The 16,137-nt window shown below is 53.8% G+C and carries 14 protein-coding genes; 10 read left to right on the top strand and 4 right to left on the bottom strand.

Annotated elements, in window-relative coordinates; genetic code table 11:
* Window positions 1-62 precede the first annotated feature (62 nt).
* Both ACH5Y9_RS06690 and ACH5Y9_RS06685 read right to left on the bottom strand, forming a co-directional pair.
* Window positions 63-524, bottom strand: coding sequence for a single-stranded DNA-binding protein (locus tag ACH5Y9_RS06690; protein WP_033158801.1), 462 nt, complete (start codon window positions 522-524; stop codon window positions 63-65).
* Between the two features lie 36 nt (window positions 525-560).
* Window positions 561-1,946, bottom strand: coding sequence for an MFS transporter (locus tag ACH5Y9_RS06685; protein WP_445369019.1), 1,386 nt, complete (start codon window positions 1,944-1,946; stop codon window positions 561-563).
* A gap of 152 nt (window positions 1,947-2,098) precedes the next feature.
* Here ACH5Y9_RS06685 and ACH5Y9_RS06680 point away from each other — a divergent pair, with 152 nt between their 5' ends.
* The 6 genes from ACH5Y9_RS06680 to vapC all read left to right on the top strand — a co-directional run bounded on the left by ACH5Y9_RS06680 (window position 2,099) and on the right by vapC (window position 7,525).
* Window positions 2,099-2,440 (top strand): coiled-coil domain-containing protein, encoded by a 342-nt coding sequence (locus ACH5Y9_RS06680; protein ID WP_445369018.1) that lies wholly within the window; start codon window positions 2,099-2,101, stop codon window positions 2,438-2,440.
* Between the two features lie 92 nt (window positions 2,441-2,532).
* Window positions 2,533-3,030, top strand: a complete 498-nt coding sequence (locus ACH5Y9_RS06675) for a hypothetical protein (RefSeq protein WP_445369017.1) — start codon at window positions 2,533-2,535, stop codon at window positions 3,028-3,030.
* 101 nt (window positions 3,031-3,131) lie between these two features.
* Entirely contained in the window at window positions 3,132-5,948 is a 2,817-nt protein-coding gene (uvrA, locus tag ACH5Y9_RS06670) for an excinuclease ABC subunit UvrA (RefSeq protein WP_445369016.1), read from the top strand.
* Between the two features lie 66 nt (window positions 5,949-6,014).
* Window positions 6,015-6,608 carry a Uma2 family endonuclease gene (locus tag ACH5Y9_RS06665; RefSeq protein WP_319960731.1) on the top strand — a complete coding sequence of 198 codons (594 nt, stop codon included), beginning with the start codon at window positions 6,015-6,017 and terminating at the stop codon, window positions 6,606-6,608.
* Window positions 6,609-6,833: 225 nt separating this feature from the next.
* Window positions 6,834-7,064 (top strand): antitoxin, encoded by a 231-nt coding sequence (locus ACH5Y9_RS06660; protein ID WP_445369015.1) that lies wholly within the window; start codon window positions 6,834-6,836, stop codon window positions 7,062-7,064.
* Complete coding sequence (gene vapC, locus ACH5Y9_RS06655; RefSeq protein ID WP_319960729.1) at window positions 7,064-7,525, top strand: type II toxin-antitoxin system tRNA(fMet)-specific endonuclease VapC; 462 nt, start codon at window positions 7,064-7,066, stop codon at window positions 7,523-7,525. The genes ACH5Y9_RS06660 and vapC overlap by 1 nt, the downstream gene beginning before the upstream one ends.
* 50 nt (window positions 7,526-7,575) lie before the next feature.
* Here vapC and tnpA read toward each other — a convergent pair whose 3' ends face one another.
* Both tnpA and ACH5Y9_RS06645 read right to left on the bottom strand, forming a co-directional pair.
* The gene (gene tnpA, locus ACH5Y9_RS06650) at window positions 7,576-8,007 is read right to left on the bottom strand and encodes an IS200/IS605 family transposase (RefSeq protein ID WP_445369014.1); all 432 of its coding nucleotides are present in this window, start codon (window positions 8,005-8,007) and stop codon (window positions 7,576-7,578) included.
* Between the two features lie 345 nt (window positions 8,008-8,352).
* The gene (locus ACH5Y9_RS06645) at window positions 8,353-8,826 is read right to left on the bottom strand and encodes an Lrp/AsnC family transcriptional regulator (RefSeq protein WP_445369013.1); all 474 of its coding nucleotides are present in this window, start codon (window positions 8,824-8,826) and stop codon (window positions 8,353-8,355) included.
* Between the two features lie 160 nt (window positions 8,827-8,986).
* On the opposite strand from ACH5Y9_RS06645, the gene leuA reads away from it, so the two are divergent.
* The 4 genes from leuA to ACH5Y9_RS06625 all read left to right on the top strand — a co-directional run bounded on the left by leuA (window position 8,987) and on the right by ACH5Y9_RS06625 (window position 16,134).
* Entirely contained in the window at window positions 8,987-10,708 is a 1,722-nt protein-coding gene (gene leuA, locus ACH5Y9_RS06640; RefSeq protein WP_445369012.1) for a 2-isopropylmalate synthase, read from the top strand.
* 730 nt (window positions 10,709-11,438) lie between these two features.
* A complete protein-coding gene (locus ACH5Y9_RS06635) occupies window positions 11,439-11,699 on the top strand; it encodes a DUF2024 family protein (RefSeq protein ID WP_033156411.1) in 261 nt (86 codons plus the stop codon).
* Between the two features lie 382 nt (window positions 11,700-12,081).
* Window positions 12,082-14,049 (top strand): TonB-dependent receptor plug domain-containing protein, encoded by a 1,968-nt coding sequence (locus tag ACH5Y9_RS06630; RefSeq protein ID WP_445369011.1) that lies wholly within the window; start codon window positions 12,082-12,084, stop codon window positions 14,047-14,049.
* A 15-nt stretch (window positions 14,050-14,064) separates the two neighbouring features.
* Window positions 14,065-16,134 carry a TonB-dependent receptor plug domain-containing protein gene (locus ACH5Y9_RS06625; protein WP_445369010.1) on the top strand — a complete coding sequence of 690 codons (2,070 nt, stop codon included), beginning with the start codon at window positions 14,065-14,067 and terminating at the stop codon, window positions 16,132-16,134.
* Window positions 16,135-16,137 lie beyond the last annotated feature (3 nt).

Genomic DNA, 16,137 nt, shown 5'->3' with positions numbered 1-16,137 from the left:
AGATTTCGCGCGCTATAAAAAAGCCCCTGAGTAGGGGCTTTTTGCGTCTTCTAAGGTAAGGGTCAAAACGGAATATCATCGTCGAAATCGTCATAGGAAGCCGGCGCAGCTTGTGGGCCTGAAGGTCCGGAAGAGCGATTGTCATAGCTACTGGCCGGCGGAGTATTATTGTCCGAGTAGCTGGCAGTGCCGCCGCTTTTACTGTCCAGCATGTGCATATTGTCGGCAACGATTTCGGTGGTGTACCTATCTTGACCGTCCTGGCCTTGCCATTTTTGGGTACGGATACGGCCTTCGACATAACATTGGCTACCTTTTTTCAGATATTCGCCAGCGATTTTCGCCAAACCACTGAAAAACACTACCCGGTGCCATTCTGTTTCTTGCTTGCGCTCGCCGGTTTGCCTATCTTTCCAGCGTCTATCGGTGGCCAACCGTATCGTGGTAATAGCATCGCCGCTCGGCATATAGCGCACTTCCGGATCGGCGCCGAGGCGGCCGATCAGCATAACTTTATTCAGCATGGTGTTCTCCGTGTAAAAATTGCGAGTAACAGCGGCTTACTGCCACTGCTTCAAAAAAATACCTAATTGATTTTTATCGAGTTGCTGGTTATCGACTTTCAGATACGCGGCATTTTCTTCAAAATGCAGCCGTACCTCTTCAATGCCGTTAATCGCCAACAAAGCTTTGGAAAATTCCGCTCCGCGTTCGGGTTTGATCGCCTGCAATGGCAACAGCAGGTTGGCCCAGTAGCGCGGCGGCGACATGAACAGCGCGATGACTATCCAGCTGGCGGCCACGCCCGCCGAAAACATAAACACCGCCGCGGCGCCGAATTCGCCGTACAACCAGCCACCAGCGCCACCGCCTAAAAACGCGCCGAGGAATTGGGCGCTGGAATAGATGCCCATGGCCGTACCTTTGAGATCACCGGGCGCGGTTTTGGAAATCAATGAGGGCAAGGTCGCTTCCAACAGATTAAAACCGCAGAAGAATATCCACAAGCAGGCGATCAAACCGATCAACTCGCCGTGTAACAGCACAAAACCGACATTGGCAATCACCAACGTAAAAATCGCGCCGATAAACACCTTCTTCATCTGCCGTTTTTTCTCGGCAATGATCACGAAGGGGATAATCATCGCCATCGATGTCACCAACACCGGCAGATAAACCATCCAGTGATTCCCACCTTGCAAACCAGCATCGCGCATCAGTAGCGGTACCACTACGAAACTGGCCATCAAAATCAAATGCAGCGCAAAAATACCGTAGTTCAAGCGCAACAGATCGGCATTCTTGATGACCGAACCCAGCTCCGAAGGGATGTACTCGGCATCGCGGTGGGTGGTAATTTTTTCCGGGTTAGGCACGACAAACAGAATCACCAAAATGGCCAGCGCCGCCAGTGCGGCAATCATCCAGAAAATACCGGCAATGCCGAAATGATGGGCGATGATAGGTCCCAGAGTGATAGCCACCCCGAACGACACGCCGATGCTGGCACCTATGGTCGCCATGGCTTTGGTACGATGCACTTCCTGAGTCAAATCGGCCAGCAAGGCCATAACCGCTGCGGAAATCGCCCCGCAACCTTGCAGCGCGCGGCCGATCAGCACGCCGTAAATGTCGGTCGCCAGCGCCGCCCAGACGCTGCCGGCGACAAATAAAATCAGGCCAATCACGATGACCGTCTTGCGGCTAAACCTGTCCGACAACAAACCGAACGGTATTTGCAGGATGGCTTGCGTCAGGCCATAGATACCCATCGTCAAACCTACCAGCTTGGGCGTCGACCCGGGCATTTGTTCGGTGAACAGCGATAACACCGGCAGCAGCATGAACAAACCCAACATTCTGAGCGCATAGATACTGGCCAGCGATACGGTAGCCCGCTTCTCCATGGCCGTCATCGGACTGGTAATATCCTGAACCTGTGTCAAACCAAACTCCCCTTTGCCTTGCATCGTTAAAGGTGGCTATAGTACCAGTTTATCAAGGCGAGACTCCAGCGCCGGAATGAAGCCTGAAGAGTATTTGCCAAGGATTTTCGCGTGTTAGAATGCAGCAAAAAATCTCCATCTAGGAAACCAAAATGACTGCGATCATGTTCGACACCCATGAATTTGTGAAAGAACTGAAAGGAGCGGGATTTAGCGAAGAGCAAGCGGAAATCATCACCAAGTTGCAAAAAACCGCCATTTCCGCAACCTTGGAACAAGCGAAACACGATTACGATTTGGATGATTTATCGACCAAGCGCGACTTAAAGGAACTGGAAACCGGCCTTAAGCGCGACATTAAGGAGCTGGAGCTGAAGCAAGACGCCAAATTGGCAGAAACCAAAAGCGAATTGATCCGCTGGATAGTCAGCGTGGGCTTGTTGCAAACTGCCTTGATTTCGGCGTTGCTACTTAAGTTGAGCGCATTGGGTTGACGCTAGCAAACGGGACATGCTGAAGCATCTGCAAGGATTGATGCAACTTACTAAATATGCACCGGGAAACCGGTCTTAGCACGTAGGATGCCGTGAATAAAATATTACCCTTGCTTAAAGCAAATCAGAGCACCGTAATCCTATTTGCCATTGCAACCTTTTTATGTAGTGAGCGACTCACTGCCTACATCATCATACCGATTGCCATAGCAGCACTGCTCTACCAAGTTATCCAAATCCTGCGTTGCTGGCGTTCGCCCCGGCAACTCGCCACACGCCTGACGGCGATTGCCGTTGTCATAACATCACTAAGCGGCGTACTCGTTTTCCACATCTATCGACACTACGGCGTCAGAGCCAAAAGCGATCAAATCGCAAAAAGTATCGAAATGTTTTATTTAAAACACCAGCGATACCCCAATAAGCTTGAAGATATGGGAATTGATTCCCGAGCAGCGCACGATTGCTGCGGCGTGTATTTCGATGCCCACGGCGGCCGGCCAGCGCTGATATACGATGTAACCTACGATTACATGGACTGGTGGAGCTATAACTTTAAGACCCAGGAATGGATCTATGTATCGCCTTGAGCATCCCCCTTACGAACCTGCATAAGCAAATAGCTCTTTGCCCAACGCCCACCGTTCCCCGTATAGTATGGAGTTGATCAAAAAAACAGGAATGCACAACAGTGGACACCATCAGCATACGCGGCGCCCGCACTCATAATCTGAAAAACATCGATCTGGACTTGCCGCGTGACAAGTTGATCGTCATCACCGGCCTGTCCGGCTCCGGCAAATCATCGCTGGCCTTCGACACCATTTACGCCGAGGGCCAGCGCCGCTACGTCGAATCCTTGTCCGCTTACGCCCGGCAATTTTTGTCGATGATGGAAAAACCCGATGTAGACCATATCGAAGGCTTGTCGCCGGCGATTTCCATCGAACAAAAATCCACCTCGCACAATCCGCGTTCCACGGTCGGCACCATCACCGAGATTTACGATTACTTGCGGCTGTTGTACGCGCGGGTCGGCATTCCGCGCTGTCCGGAACACGGCGTGTCGCTCGAAGCGCAGACCGTCAGCCAGATGGTCGATCAGGTTCTGGCGCAACCGGAGGGCGAACGCTGGATGCTGTTGGCGCCGGTGATCAATGACCGCAAGGGTGAGCATGTATTGCTACTGGAAGATTTGAAAGCCCAGGGTTTTTTACGCGCCCGCATCGACGGCGAAGTCTACGAGCTGGACGAGCCCCCTGCCCTGGATTTAAAGAAAAAGCACACCATCGAAGTGATCGTCGACCGATTCAAAATTAGGGACGACATCCAGTTGCGTTTGGCCGAATCCTTCGAAACTGCGCTACGTTTGTCGGAAGGCTTGGCAATTGCCGCGTCGATGGAAAACGATCAGCAACTGTTGTTCTCCGAGCGTTATGCCTGCCCGCACTGCGGCTACAGTCTCAGCGAACTGGAACCGCGTATTTTCTCGTTTAACAACCCGAAAGGCGCCTGTCCCAGTTGCGACGGTCTGGGCGTGCGCCAGCACTTCGATCCGCAACTGGTGGTGCACAATCCGGAGATCAGTCTGGCTGGCGGCGCAGTGCGCGGCTGGGACCGGCGCAACGCCTATTACTACCAAATCATCTGCGCATTGGCGGAGCATTACCATTTCGATCCGGAAGCGCCGTTTTCGCATATCCCTAAGGATGTACAGGGGGCCATTCTGTACGGTAGCGGCGAGGAAAAAATCAGCTTTACCTTCCAGATGGGCAACGGCAAACCGAAAACCAGCCGCCATGCCTTCGAAGGCATCATTCCCAATATGCAACGCCGTTACCACGAGAGCGATTCGCAAATGGTCCGCGATGAATTGTCCAAATACCTCGCGCAACAGACTTGCTCGGTATGCGACGGTGCACGGCTGAATATTGGTGCCCGCAACGTGTTTGTCGAAGAGCAACCTTTGCATCACGTCACCCGCTTACCCATCAAACAAACCTTGGGCTTTTTTCAGGGCTTGAACATTCCCGGACACCGTGGCGAAATCGCCGCCAAGATCAATAAGGAAATCCAGGAGCGGCTGGAGTTTTTGGTTAACGTCGGTTTGGATTATCTGACCCTGGACCGTAGCGCCGACACGCTGTCGGGCGGCGAAGCCCAGCGCATCCGCCTGGCCAGCCAGATCGGCGCCGGCCTGGTGGGCGTGATGTATGTGCTGGATGAACCGTCGATAGGATTGCACCAGCGCGATAACGAACGCTTGCTGAATACCTTGTATCGTTTGCGCGATTTGGGTAACACCGTCATCGTGGTCGAACACGATGAAGACGCGATCCGCGCCGCCGATCATGTGGTCGACATTGGCCCCGGTGCCGGTGTGCACGGCGGGCAGATTGTGTCGCAAGGCACACCCGCGCAAATTCTGTCCGACGCCAATTCGCTGACCGGCCGCTATTTATCCGGTGCGGAAATCATCGCCGTGCCGAAGAAAACCACGCCCAATGATCCGGCCCGACAATTGACGATTAAGGGTGCATCGGGCAACAACCTGAAAAACGTCACGGCCAGTTTCCCGGTCGGTTTACTGACCTGCGTCACCGGCGTTTCCGGTTCCGGCAAATCGACGTTGATTAACGACACGCTATACAGCCATGCCGCCCGCGTCATCAACGGCGCCAGTTGTATTCCGGCGCCGTGCGCGGCCATCGAAGGCCTGGAGCAGTTCGACAAAGTGGTCGACATCGACCAAAGCCCGATCGGCCGCACGCCAAGATCGAACCCCGCCACCTACACCGGGATTTTCACGCCGATCAGAGAGCTGTTTTCGGCGGTGCCGGAAGCCCGTTCGCGCGGCTACAATCCCGGCCGCTTCAGTTTTAACGTCAAGGGCGGCCGCTGTGAAGCCTGCGCCGGCGACGGCGTGATCAAGGTAGAAATGCACTTTCTGCCGGACATCTTCGTACCCTGCGACATCTGCCACGGCAAGCGCTACAACCGCGAAACCCTGGAAATCCGCTACAAAGGCAAGACCATCCACGAAGTGCTGGAAATGACCGTGGAAGACGCCACCCAATTCTTCTCCGCGATACCCAGTCTGGCCCGCAAACTACAAACATTGATCGACGTGGGCTTGAGTTACATCACGCTGGGCCAGAACGCCGTGACGCTGTCCGGCGGCGAGGCGCAACGGGTGAAATTGGCGAAGGAACTATCCAAACGCGACACCGGCACCACGCTGTATATTTTGGACGAACCCACCACAGGCCTGCACTTCCACGACATCAAGCAATTGCTTACCGTACTGCACACCCTACGCGACCACGGCAACACCGTAATCATCATCGAACACAATCTGGACGTGATCAAAACCGCCGACTGGATTGTGGACATGGGCCCGGAAGGCGGCAGTGGCGGCGGCGTGCTGGTGGCGGAAGGCACGCCCAAACAAATCGCCAAGCATAAGAGCTCACATACCGGGACTTATCTGAAGCGATTTTTCGAGTAGCGCCGCTTGCCGACAAACGGCGGACTCATTAGGATGCTTGACTAACAGAGAAATAGCAGGAGAACGATGATGGGTTTAGCCTTAAAAGACCGGCAACAGCACACCTACGGCGACTATTTGCAATGGCCGGACGACTTGCGCTACGAATTGATCGACGGCGATGCATTTTTAATGTCCCCTGCACCTGACCTGCCGCATCAGGACGTTGCCGGCGAAATCTATTTTCAAGCCCGCCAGGCACTGCAAGGCAAATCCTGCCGCGCCTTCATCGCGCCGGTGGACGTGCGCCTACCCAAACGCGACGAGGCAGACGAGCTGATAGCCAACGTCGTGCAACCCGACGTGCTGGTGGTCTGCGACGCTAACAAACTGGACAAACGCGGCGTGCGCGGCGCACCGGATTGGATCGTGGAAGTCTTGTCGCCGTCTACCGCCAGCCACGACCAGATCAAAAAGCGCGACCTGTATCAGCGCGCCGGCGTCCGCGAATATTGGTTGGTCCACCCCATCGACCGCCTGCTGACCATCTACCGCCTGCAAAACGGCGAATACGGTAAGCCCGAACTTTATCCATTGGAAGGTGAAACCCAAGTCGGCATTCTGCCGGACATCGTGATTGGTTGGGGCGAGTTGGTGGCGCGGCTACCTAAGGATTATTGAAAATTAATCGCCTGCCGAGATTCTCTGGTGACCAAGCTCCTGCTTGGTCACTAAGCCTTGAAAGTTCTAGCTTTCTCAAATAATTCGGGAAGCACTAGCTCACTGGATTCGGTATCTAAGCAGGAGCTTGGATAACTGCCAAGAGTAGGCAACTCTTCTCGTTTCTGGATTCCTCCAGACAAACAAGTATATACTGACAGTATTTACATTTTACGGAGTAAGACCATGACCTACGCCCGTATTTTTCAATCCGGCAACAGCCAAGCTGTGCGCTTACCCAAGGAATTTCGCTTTAACGCCGACCGTGTGGAAATATTCCGCCGCGGCGACAAAATCGTGTTACGAGAAACCCCAACCAACGCCACAGCCATATTCGACGCGCTCAGTACGTTGCCGGAAGACTTCATGGCCGAAGGCCGGGAAGACAGCCCGCCGCAGGAACGCGAGGCATTTTGATGCCAGTGCGTTATCTGCTGGACACCAACATTTGCATCTACATCGCCAAACATCGGCCGCCAGCCGTACGCGAGCGATTCGCCCGCCACTCCGCCAGCGAACTCGCCATGTCGGTGATCACCTTGGGCGAATTGCGCGTCGGCGCTGAGAAAAGCCAGGTACGCGAGCACGCGATTGCCACACTAGCCGAATTGACCGGCCTGATTCCAGTCTGCGAGTTACCCGAACCAGCCGGCGACCATTACGGACAGATCCGCGCCGAGCTCCAGAAAATCGGCCAACCAATCGGCAATAACGACTTATGCCTGGCCGCCCATGCGCGATCACAAGACTGGATTTTGATAACCAACAACGAACGGGAATATCTTAGAGTGCCGGGCTTGCGGGTTGAAAACTGGGTAAAGGTAAATATCCCCCGGCAAAGCCGGGGGCTTTATGTTGTGAACCGCTCAAAGCGGTAAAAAGGGTCGCTAACGCGGCCCGTTGCCATTAGCCGCCAACAAGCGGCGACTCATTGCCAAAGGTTCATTTGTTCGATCCGCTGGTCTTCCTGTTCTTGATGGCGGATATACTCCCGTATCATCGTTTCGTCCCGGCCCACTGTCGAAACAAAATACACTCGCGCCCAGAAATGTTGACCGACAAAGTTACGCTTCTTTTCACCATAAATACGGGCCAAGTGAATCGCACTCTTCCCTTTGATATAGCCAATCACCTGCGACACCGCATATTTCGGCGGGATAGAGATCAACATATGCACATGATCCGGCATCCAGTGCCCTTCCAATATTCGGCTTTCTTTCTGGCTTGCTAGCCTTCGGAACACCTCGCCCAAATGCTTGCGCAACACACTATACAGGGTCCGGCGACGGCACTTCGGAATAAACACAACGTGATATTTGGACACCCATTTCGAGTGGATTAAGCTTTCGTTCTCGTCCATCAGGTTCTCCTCTTGCGTTGGCTTGGCGGCTCACGCTCTCGAGTTTCCGGATGGACTCCTCTAAATGTCAAACTTCTGCTGTCTCCCCGGCAGAGCAGGGGGATTTCTCATTTTTGGTTAAATACGGCCGGATTCATAATTTCGGCTGCTACTTGCGCCCCTGCCACCCACGGGCGTAACGGTCGGGGCGAATACTTTTTGTTGCCGCTGATTGAGGTTTGTACCATGCGAAAGCCTAACGGTAGGAAAATTGCTTGAAAGTTATCGAAGTGTAGACAGCTGGTCCGCTGTCAGTCGCCGTGTTTAGGCGCAGTTTATACGAAGCGGCCTACCCGTTCTGAATAGTCAAAGCCCTTCCCCAACCGAAAACGCCGTCTTATCCACCACCCGCCGCAACACAAAGCTGGTATGTACCCCGCTGACACCGGCAATACCGGTGATGCGCTTCAGCAGTAACTCCTGGTAGGCATCTAAGTCCTTGACCACCACCTTGAGCTGGTAGTCGGCGGTTTGGCCGGTGATCAGCAGACATTCCAGGACTTCCGGAATGCCGGCGATCGCCGCTTCGAAGGTGCTGAAACGTTCCGGCGTGTGTTGGTCCATCGAGATGTGAATCAAGGCCATCAGCGTCAAACCCAAGGCTTTGGCATCCAGCAGCGCCCGGTAGCCGACGATCAGGCCGCCCTCCTCCAGCGCTCTAACCCGCCGCAAACACGGTGACGGCGACAGTCCGATGCGGTCGGCCAATTCCTGGTTGCTGATGCGGCCGTCGGTTTGCAGGATGTTCAAGATTTGCCTGTCGTATCTATCCAGCTCCATAAAATGCCCTTTATCTACTCACTAAAACAATTAAATAAAACATTATCAATTAATACAGCAATATTCTATCAATACCTGGCCTGTTAAAAATTATAAACGCAATCGCCTAGCGGAAGGTTTGGCTTATCTTATCGGCTACCGTTTTGAGGAGTTAAAAGCCATGTTGACCGACCCATCCCGCAAATACCGTCCATTCCCGCCGATAGCGCTTGCCGACCGCCAATGGCCCAATCGCACGATCCGCCAAGCGCCGATCTGGATGAGCACCGACTTGCGCGACGGCAACCAAGCCTTGTTCGAACCGATGAACGCCAAACGCAAGCTGCGTCTGTTCCGCACCTTGTGCGGCATCGGTTTCAAGGAAATCGAAGTGGCGTTTCCGTCGGCCTCGCAAACCGATTTCGACTTCGTGCGCTGCTTGATAGACCAGGCGTTGATACCCGACGACGTCACCATCGAAGTGCTCAGCCACGCCCGCGAACCGCTGTTGCGCCGAACCGTCGAAGCCTTGCACGGCGCGCGCTCGGCCATCGTTCATATCGTCAACGCCACCTCCCAAGCGTTTCGCGAGCAGGTGTTGGGCATGAGCCGGGCCGAGGTATTGGCGATGGCCGTTAATGCGGTGCGATTGGTCAAGCAATTGACCGCCGACCAGCCGCAAACCCAGTGGCGCTTGCAATATAGCCTGGAAACATTCACCGCCACCGAGCCGGATTTCGCCGTCGAGGTTTGCGATGCGGTCAGCGCCGCCTGGGGCGCGACGCCGGATAACAAGATCATCCTCAACTTGCCGTCGTCGGTGGAAACGGCAACGCCGAACGTTTACGCCGACCAGATCGAATGGATGCATCGGCATATCGCCCGCCGCGACAGCGTCATCCTCAGCGTGCACCCGCACAACGACCGTGGCACGGCGGTGGCCGCCGCCGAACTGGCGTTGATGGCCGGCGCCGAGCGCGTCGAGGGTTGCTTGTTCGGCAACGGCGAACGCACCGGCAACGTGGATTTGGTGACGCTGGCGATGAATCTGTACACCCAGGGAGTGGCGCCGGGCCTGGATTTTTCCGACATCGACAAGGTGGTGGGCGATTTCGAGACATGCACCGGCTTGAGCGTGCCGCCGCGCCAACCCTATGCCGGCGAGTTGGTTTTCACCGCATTTTCTGGCTCGCACCAGGACGCCATCAAGAAAGGCTTTGCCGCCCGGCAGCCCGATAGCGTCTGGAACGTGCCGTACCTGCCGTTCGATCCGGCCGACGTCGGCCGCGGCTACGACGCGGTGATCCGCATCAACAGCCAATCCGGCAAGGGCGGCATCGCCCATTTGCTGGAAAGCCATTACGGCGTGGTGCTGCCGCGCCGTTTGCAGATCGAATTTTCGCGGGAGGTCCAACAGCACGCCGACTGCCACGGCGGCGAAATCGGTGCGGAAGCGTTGTGGCAGTTATTTGCCCAGACCTATCTGGATTTGGCAAAGCCGCTGAGCTACCGGAGCCATCAATTGTTCGAGCACGCGCAAGGCCAAGGCATACAGCTGCAAATCGAATCGGACGGCGAACCGCGCACATTAACCGGCGTGGGTAACGGCCCGATAGCCGCCGCCGTCCAGGCTTTGCATTGCCATGGCTGCACAGTGTCGGTGCGCAGTTACGAAGAACGCTCGGTCGGCGGCGGCGGCGATGCCCAGGCCTGCGCCTTCGTCGAACTGGCGACAGCGAACGGAACCACGGCGTATGGCGTCGGCATGGACGCCAATATCGTCAGCGCATCGATCAAGGCGTTGATCAGCGCCTGCAATCGCTTGGCCGACGATATGGGCTTATGCAATTTAACAAAATTGAACACGTCCCCAGCGCCGATACCCGCAAACTCCGCATCCTAATCTGTCGTTCCAGGTCGTCAAAGCCAATTTCCTCGCGTTAGCTGCTAATCGGCGTACCCGATTACTAAACGGCCGGTTTCGAAGCGCGGCGCACTATGACGCTCCGCCCCGTAAAATATCGGAGATTTATGACGAGCCGGAATGAATTAATTTGGGCGGACAGGGATTGGGGACTGTTTTAAAAACCCAACATCGTTAGCTGTCGAACAGTCTGCTTAACGTCAATTAGTCGGTTTCAAGTCGCGCTGCCTTTGCCATTAGCAGGCTGCGCGCAATACGCTGCGGTTTCAGTTCAAGTAAAACCGCTAGTCATTCGACGACCATTCGCGCCGCATGTATAGGTACATCCAGTTCCGTAATTATTGGCGATATTGAGGCATATCATCAGCGAACATGGACAGTTACTGCATTCGCGATGGTATGAATACATGGCTGAAATCGGGATAATGAAAAACCTTTTTATATCGATTCGATATTGTTATAGAATTTTAGTGAATCCGTTGAAGCGTTTTCACCCCAAGGGGAACGTTTTTGCGGATCTCTGCCGATGACGGATGTAAATCCGTCATCTCGGCATCTTTCTCATGACGTTGTCAAAGAATTCCGAACACCAAACCTTTAGGGAATGCCTGACCAACGCCGAACCGAAAAACCGCATTGGACGTTTTTTATCTGGCCATTTTGTTAATGGCATCGAGCAATTTTTACTTTATTCATCCGGGAGTTTTTGATGGAAATCCACGTTTACGATACCTATGTAAAAGCACACGACAACCATGTCATGCACTTTGATGTATTTACCGCCAGCAAGGACAGTGAGCAAGCCATTCAGTATGCCAAACAGTGGCTATCTTCAATCGGGGAAAGCGATGCGGTGGTCTCCAGCAAGGAATGTCGGTTTTGCCATACTCAACAAGCACCGGCTAATGTGATTGACACGATCAATCGCCAAGGTTACTTCATATACAAAATGGAAGGTTGTCCGGCTTGATAGCAATATTGCTATCAAGCCAAGGAATTCCAGGCCTTGCCTTGCAAGGCCTTAACGTAAGTAGGAGGAAACACCTGTTTTCCGAAAAGCGTCAGTAACGACCTCAGCTAATAGGGTTGTCGTGCCATGCGGCCCCGGGAGAACGATGGCGTTCACCCAAACAAAACCAATCAGACTATCTCAAAACGATACGTCGGCCTTTTCCAGCATCTCCAACCAATCCCTGCCTAAAAATACCAGAATTAAAATCTAACTAGCTTGAACGACAATAATCTATTGTAAAATAATCGTTTTTATATATCGCGTTAATCGACAGTTTGTGCGCACTAAGCTGAGTCTTATCATTATCCATGTCCCCGCTCCCCACTAGACAAGACTTTCAATGCGCGCGCTGATCGTCCTAGGTATGCTGTTGATGCCTTTGGCTACCGCGCAAGCGGCCGGTAAGGCATCCGAAGATTTAACTGAACTGTCCATTGAGCAATTGCTGAATGTGGAAATCATCAGCGCTTCCAGGCTGGGTCAAAAAGCCAGTCAAGCCCCCAGCTCGGTTTCGATTTTAACGGCAAACGACATACGCACTTTCGGCTGGCGCGCGCTGGCGGACGCGCTGAACAGCATGCGCGGCTTGTTCACCAGCAACGACCGCAACTATAGCTTTGTCGGCGTGCGCGGCTTTATTCAGTCCGGCGACTACAATTCCCGTGTGCTGTTCATGATCGACGGCCAGCGCATGAACGAGAACATCTTCGACTCCGGCAATATCGGCCAGGAATTCATGCTGGACATGGACTTGGTGGAACGTATCGAATTTATTCCCGGTTCCGGTTCCACCATTTACGGCGCCAATGCGTTTTTGGGCTTGATTAACGTGGTCACCAAAAAAGGCAAAGCCTTGAACGGGGCGCAAATAGCCGGTGAAGTGGGTAGTTTTGACACCTACAAAGGCCGCGTCAGCTACGGCAAGCAATTCGATAACGGCGCCGATGTGCTGGTGTCGGCATCGCATTTCGATACCCAGGGCGTGGAAGATTTATATTTCCCGGCTTTCGACGACCCAAGTACCAACAACGGTATCGCGCATAACATGGATACCGAACGCGCGGACCGCTTGTTCGGGCGCATGCAATTCGAAGAATTCACCCTCAGCGGCGGTTTTGTTGATCGTTACAAGCGGGTGCCGACCGCGGCTTTCGGTGCCGTTTTCAACGATCCCACCTCGCATACTTACGACAGACAATTTTTCACCAATCTGAAATATGAAAAAGCCTTGAACGCGAAGACCTCGTTCATGGCTAAGGGTTTTTATCAGGGCTACGATTACATGGCCGAGGACCCGTTTAATGACTTCGGTAATTACGTTTATCACGACCAAACCAGCGGCCGCTGGTGGGGCGGCGAAGCACAACTCACGACTAGCGTATTCGACGGACATAGACTACTTTTCGGCTTGGAATATCAATACGACCAAACCCAGCGCCAATTCGGCTATGTTACCGACCCTTATCAGATTTATCAGGATAGCGACCTCAGCGGCCACCGCGTCGAACTCTACGCTCAAGACGACATCCAGTTACTGGACAATCTGGTTTTCAGCGCCGGGCTGCGCCTGGATCAGACCCACATGCTCAAACGCCTGCAACTCAATCCGCGTCTGGGCTTGATATGGAACCCTTTGGAGAGTACCACCTTCAAGCTGCTGTACAGCTCGACATTTCGCGCCCCGCATGCCTGGAATCTGGATTACAACAACTACTATTATGGCGTCAGCCCCGAACTTAGAGAAGAGCAAATCAGAAGCTACGAAGCGATTGCCGAATGGCATTCCCATGCCGGGCTGAAACTGCTGGTTTCCTTGTTTTACAACGACATCACCGAGTTATTAAAAGCCAACCCCGATACGGCGCTGCTGGACAATGTTGGAAAATACCACGCCTACGGTGCGGAATGGGAAGCGGAAAAACGCTGGGACAGCGGCAGAATGTTCAAAGCATCTTACACCTACAGCTTGTTTACCAACGAAGCCAGACAAGGAGTGTGGGCTTACGGTTCGCCGCAAAATATTTTCAAATTACACTATGCTGAGCCTTTGTTCGACGATTTTGTCCGGCTCGGCATCGAAAATATATACATCGGCGACCGCAAGACATTTCAGAGCGGCAAAGCCGATGCCTACAATCTGGTCAATCTGAATGTGAGCACGGATCGATTGATGCGTGGCCTGGATGTATCTTTTGGGGTTTATAACCTGTTCGACAGCCACTATGAAATGCTGATAAACAGCGACCGCTTCGACCTGTTACAGATGAACGGCAGGGAATTTCGTTTGAAACTACAGTTGACGTTTTAAAAAAGGGCCGATCATATGAAAAAGGCGTTTCATCGACGGAAATCTTGGGCTATCGGCCTGGGAGCGCTTTTGTATTTGGGACAATCCACCTCGCACGCCGCCAATCAAGAGCCTGAACGCGATAATTTACCGGATTTGACCGGCCTCAGTGTCGAGCAATTGATGAATCTCGATGTGACCTCGGTTATGAAGGTGCCCACAGACATTAAACACGTTCCCGCCGCCCTGTTTGTATTGAGCAACGAAGAAATCCGCCGAACCGGGGCTACAACCATCCCGGAAGCCTTGCGGGTGGTGCCGGGTATGCACGTTGCTAAAGTGGACGGCAACAAATGGGCTGTATCGATGCGCGGCTTCAGCAGCCAGTTTGTCAATAAATTGTTGGTGTTAGTGGACGGCCGCAGCGTCTATAACCCGCTGTTTTCCGGAGTATGGTGGGATCAACAAGATGTGATGATGGAAGACATCGAACGCATCGAGGTCATCCGCGGCCCCGGCGCCAGCTTGTGGGGCGCCAATGCGGTCAACGGCGTCATCAACATCATCACTAAATCAGCCAAAGACACGCAAGGCGGTTTGCTATCCAGTCATGTCGGCAGCCAACGCTACGGCGGCGGTCTGCGCTATGGCGCCGATTTAGGCGGCGACGCCTATCTAAAAGTCTACGGCCGCCACACTAACTACGGCGACTCAAAAACCCTGGGCAGCAGCGCTAAGGCCGGCGATGAAGGCGAGATGAGCAAAATCGGTTTTCGTTACGACAAAGCCATCGACTTTACCAACAAACTCAGTTTGCAAGGCGATGCATTCCTCGGCGAGAGCAATGGCGCCCTGCAACACTTCCCATCATTAACATCCCAACAGACGCCAGTGCTGGCGCCGCCCTTTTCTCGGGAATTACCGACGGACCAATTGTTCTCCGGCCATTACATCCAAGCACGCTGGGAACAACATCAAAGCTCGGACTCGAATACCGTGTTACGCATGTATTGGGACAGGCACAGCCGGAAATCGCCTTACTTGGATTCGGAATATCAAATAGACAATATCGATGTCGATTTTCAGCATAACTACAAGCTGAACGATAGCCACATGTTGGTGTGGGGCAGCGGCGTGCGTTTCAATCTGAATAATTTTGAGGACAGCGCGCAAATCTCCATGAGCGCCAACAATCGCACCGACCGTATCTACAGCCTGTTCGGACAGGACGATATTACCTTGGTGCCTGATCGTTGGCATTTGACCTTGGGCAGCAAGCTGGAGCACAACCCGGTCACGCAATTCGAAGTGCAACCCAACGCACGCTTGCTGTGGACGCCCGACGACCAACATTCGTTTTGGGGCTCGGTATCCCGCTCGGTGCGCACGCCCAATTGGGTGGAGCAAAATATTTCCTACGGCTTGCAAACCCAGCCATACACGATACGCGGCAATACCGTGCCTGTGCTGCGCAACCTAACCGGCAACCCCGACTTGACCGCCGAAAAAATGCTCGGCTTCGAACTGGGCTGGCGCGGCCAACTGAGTCGCCAACTCAGTACTGATGTAGCCTTGTATCATTACAGCTACGACGATTACGCCAGCTTGACCCCCAATACCCAACGCTTCGCCGGCTATATGTTGCAGACGCTGGATTATAACAACTACGGGCATGTACAAGTCTACGGCGGGGAAATCAGTGTCGATTGGCAAGCGACTGAAAATTGGAAATTGCGTGCCACTTATAGCCACGAAGAAGAACGCTTCCGCCTGTCGCCGCTGGCACCTGCCAACACCACGCTGATCTCCGGAGACAGCTACCCGGCCCATAAAGCCATGCTCTGGTCTATGTACCAATTCTCCCCGCAACTCAAGCTGGATCTGAACTGGCGTTATTCGGATGCAACCGGCCTTAACGGCGCGCAATCCAGAGCCTATCAAGACCTGGATGCACGTTTGGGATGGGACTTGGGCGCGGGCGTGGAACTGGCGCTGGTGGGCCGGAATTTGCTGAACAGCAGTCATTTCGAATACGGCTCGGATATGTTTTCCACCGCCACAGCCGTGCAACGCGAGGTATACGGCACCTTGCGCTGGGACTTCTAAGCG

The organism is Methylomonas sp. BW4-1, from assembly GCF_052474385.1.
Note: the sequence above shows the minus strand (reverse complement) of the source record. Positions and strands in the feature narration are given on the sequence as shown.